This window comes from Streptomyces phaeoluteigriseus (assembly GCF_001896135.2).
In the GTDB taxonomy this organism is placed as follows: domain Bacteria; phylum Actinomycetota; class Actinomycetes; order Streptomycetales; family Streptomycetaceae; genus Streptomyces; species Streptomyces phaeoluteigriseus.
Window position 1 is genome coordinate 1 of record NZ_MPOH02000013.1, and the last position, 3,418, is coordinate 3,418.

Genomic DNA, 3,418 nt, shown 5'->3' on the forward strand with positions numbered 1-3,418 from the left:
CCGTCGCCGCGTCCCGGGCCTCCGACGGCCCCCGGAGACCGGTGGTGCCGCAGGAGGGTTCCGTGAGCGCCGCCGCACTGCTGTCCCGGGTGCGTGACTGCACCCCCGTCTCGCGCGGCCGCTACCGCACCGATGCCGACGCCCCCGCCACGATCCCGGTGTGCGGAACCGACGGCGCGGTCCACTGGACGGCCGACATGGACATCGACTGCGACGGGCGGCCAGGACCGCACTGCAACAGCACCACCGACCCCACGTTCTCGCCCGCCACCGCCTTCCAGCAGTCCGACGGCCGCCAACTGAGCGCGGAGAGCCTGCCCTTCATCGTCGTACCGGGTGTGAGCGGCATCTGGAACCACCGCGACCACGGAGTGCGCGGCGGGAGCGTCGCGGCCGTCGTGTACCGGGACCGGGTCCACTACGCCGTCGTGGGTGACGTCGGGCCGCGCGAGATCATCGGCGAGGCCTCCTACGCCGCCGCCGAGGCGCTCGGCATCCGTCCCGACCCGCGCGGCGGCGGCGTGGCGTCCGGCGTCACCTACATCGTCTTCAAGGACTCCCGGGCGACCCCCATCGAGAGCCACACGTCGGCCGTCGAGCTGGGGGAGCGGCTGTCGCGGACGTTCGTGACCGCGGCGGTCACGGCGCCGGGGGTTCGCCGGAACGCGGACACGGACGGGTGACCGTGCGCGTCGGGCGGCGGCAACGCATTCCGGCCCTCGTGCGCTCGCCGCGCGACCCGCCGTCAGACCTTCCGGTAGGTGTACGCCTCCCCGGCCGCCGCCTCCACCGCGTCGAGGTCGGCTCCGGCGGACGCCGTGACGACCGCGGCCACCGCGCCCTCCACGAACGGCGCGTCCACCAGGCGCGTGCCCTCGGGGAGTTCACCGCCTTCGGCGAGCAGCGCCTTCACGGTCAGGACCGCGCTCCCGAGGTCGGTAAGGACGGCGACCCCGGCGCCGCGGTCCACCGAGGCGGCGGCGGCGGCGATCAGCTCCGCGCTCGTCCCCAGCTCGCCCGCCTCCGTGCCGCCCGCCGGGGCGACGGGCACGGCGGCGCCGCCGCCGCCCGCGAGACCCCGCGCCAGTTCGGCGACGGAGGCCGCCACCTGAGCGCTGTGCGACACGAGCACGATGCCCACCAGCCCGTCGCCGGCCATGGCCGCGCTCACTCCCCGTTCGCTTCCGCGAGACCCGCGACCAGCAACGCCGCCGAGGTGGCGCCCGGGTCCTGGTGTCCGATGCTGCGCTCGCCCAGATAACTGGCCCGGCCCTTGCGGGCCTGGAGCGGGGTGGTGGCCAGCGCTCCCTGCTCGGCCGCGGCCCGTGCCGCCCCGAAGCCGTCCCCGAGGGCGTCCACGGCGGGCACCAGCGCGTCGATCATCGTCTTGTCGCCCGGCGCGGCCCCGCCCAGTCGCATCACCCCGTCGACGCCCGCGCGAAACGCCTGCGCGAACTCCTCCTCGCTCACCTCGGCCGCGTCCCCGAGCGCCTTGCCGGTGCCGCGCAGCAGCGTGCCGTACAGCGGTCCGGAGGCCCCGCCGACGGTCGAGATGAGCCGGCGTCCGGCGAGGACGAGGACGGCGCCGGGGGTCGTCGGGGGCTCCTTCTCCAGTGCGGCGGCGACGGCGGTGAACCCCCGCTGGAGGTTGCTGCCGTGGTCGGCGTCGCCGATCGGCGAGTCGAGGGCCGTGAGCCGTTCCGCCTCACGGTCGACGGAAGCGGCGGTCGCCGTCATCCAACGGCGGAAGAAGTCGGCGTCGAGCACGGGATCTCCTTGCGTGGTCGGTACGTTGATCTCTTGCCCCACCCGCTCACATGCCCCAGCGCAGCCCCGGCGTCCGTACGGGCGCGTCCCACAGCCTCAGCAGCTCCTCGTCGACCTGGCACAGGGTCACCGAGGCGCCGGCCATGTCGAGGGACGTCACGTAGTTGCCGACGAGCGTACGGGCGACGGCGACCCCCCGCTCGGCGAGCACCCGGTGGACCTCGGCGTTGAAGCCGTACAGCTCCAGCAGGGGCGTCGCGCCCATGCCGTTGACCAGGACGAGGACCGGGTTGCGCGGCGGCAGGTCCTCCAGCACGGCGTGCACGGCCGCGTCGGCGATCCCCCCGGACGTCATCATGGACCGCCGCTCCCGGCCCGGCTCACCGTGGATGCCGATGCCCAGCTCCAGCTCACCCGTGGGCAGATCGAAGGTCGGGCTGCCCTTGGCCGGCGTCGTGACGGCGCTGAGCGCGACCCCGAAGCTGCGCGAGTTCTCGTTGACCTGCCGGGCGATCGCCTCGACCCGCTCCAGCGGCTGGCCCTCGTCGGCGGCGGCCCCCGCGATCTTCTCCACGAACAGCGTCGCGCCGGTGCCGCGCCGCCCTGCGGTGTACAGACTGTCGGTCACCGCCACGTCATCGTTGACCAGCACCTTCGCGACCTGGATGCCCTCGTCCTCGGCGAGTTCGGCCGCCATGTCGAAGTTGAGCACGTCGCCCGTGTAGTTCTTCACGATGAACAGCACCCCCGCCCCGCTGTCCACGGCCGCGGCGGCACGCACCATCTGGTCGGGCACGGGAGAGGTGAACACCTCACCGGGACAGGCCGCCGACAGCATCCCCGGCCCGACGAACCCGCCGTGCAACGGTTCGTGCCCGGACCCGCCCCCGGACACCAGCCCCACCTTCCCCGCCACCGGAGCGTCCCGCCGCACGATCACCCGGTTCTCGACGTCCACGGTCAGTTCGGGATGCGCGGCGGCCATTCCCCGCAGTGCGTCGGCGACCACGGTCTCCGGGACGTTGATCAGCATCTTCATGGGGTACCTCCTGGGAGCGGAGCAGGCATGGTGCGGGACGTGCGCTGGCTCGGTGCCGACGTCGGTGACGTCGGCGTGTTCCTCCTAGCAGTATCGACCTTGGCCAGGCGAAGGTCACGGCCGAGGGCCCCGCGACACGTGGTGCCGGGCGGACCGTCCCCGCCGCGCCGGCGGCTGAACGGGGGCCTTACGGCCGCGTCCCCGCCGTGGCCGACGGCTCACCGGTCTCGTCGCAGCTCGGCGCCCTGGGTGCGTCCTCCGCGTGCCGGGTCAGCGCGCAGACCGTGCGCAGGGCCACCTTCCAGGTGTCGCCCTGCCGGACCGCCGCCCCCGGGCCGCCGGGGTCCAGCGCCCCGCCGTCGCGGCTGAGGGTGTAGCCGACGGTGGCGTCCTGGGACGTCGTGAACGCCACGGAGGTCACCGTGGCACGCAGGCGGCTGCCGAGGCGGTCGGCGAAGAGGTTCTCGATCATCAGGGCGTTCTGGGGTCCGTCCTCGACCACCTCGCTCCGGTCGTCGACGGAGGACTCCGGGGCGAAGAGGGCCGCCCAGGCGGCCCGGACGTCCCGCTCGGCGCCGTCCGGGTCCTCGGGGCGCCGTGCCGGTGGGGGGT

Annotated in this window: 5 protein-coding genes; 1 reads left to right on the plus strand and 4 read right to left on the minus strand. The window is 74.4% G+C overall.

The window, feature by feature from the left end; translation table 11 throughout:
• Positions 1-683: glycoside hydrolase family 75 protein (locus tag BM536_RS17400; protein ID WP_107439604.1), on the plus strand; the 683-nt coding region annotated here is incomplete at its 5' end.
• Between the two features lie 62 nt (positions 684-745).
• Here the strand turns inward: BM536_RS17400 and BM536_RS17405 are convergent.
• The 4 genes from BM536_RS17405 to BM536_RS17420 all read right to left on the minus strand — a co-directional run.
• Positions 746-1,159, minus strand: a complete 414-nt coding sequence (locus tag BM536_RS17405; protein WP_094103163.1) for a PTS-dependent dihydroxyacetone kinase phosphotransferase subunit DhaM — start codon at positions 1,157-1,159, stop codon at positions 746-748.
• 8 nt (positions 1,160-1,167) lie between these two features.
• A complete protein-coding gene (dhaL, locus tag BM536_RS17410; protein ID WP_094103159.1) occupies positions 1,168-1,767 on the minus strand; it encodes a dihydroxyacetone kinase subunit DhaL in 600 nt (199 codons plus the stop codon).
• 46 nt (positions 1,768-1,813) lie between these two features.
• Positions 1,814-2,806, minus strand: coding sequence for a dihydroxyacetone kinase subunit DhaK (gene dhaK, locus BM536_RS17415; protein WP_073500053.1), 993 nt, complete (start codon positions 2,804-2,806; stop codon positions 1,814-1,816).
• 187 nt (positions 2,807-2,993) lie between these two features.
• On the minus strand, positions 2,994-3,418 hold a 425-nt coding region (locus BM536_RS17420), incomplete at its 5' end, for an MTB12 C-terminal domain-containing protein (RefSeq protein WP_094103160.1).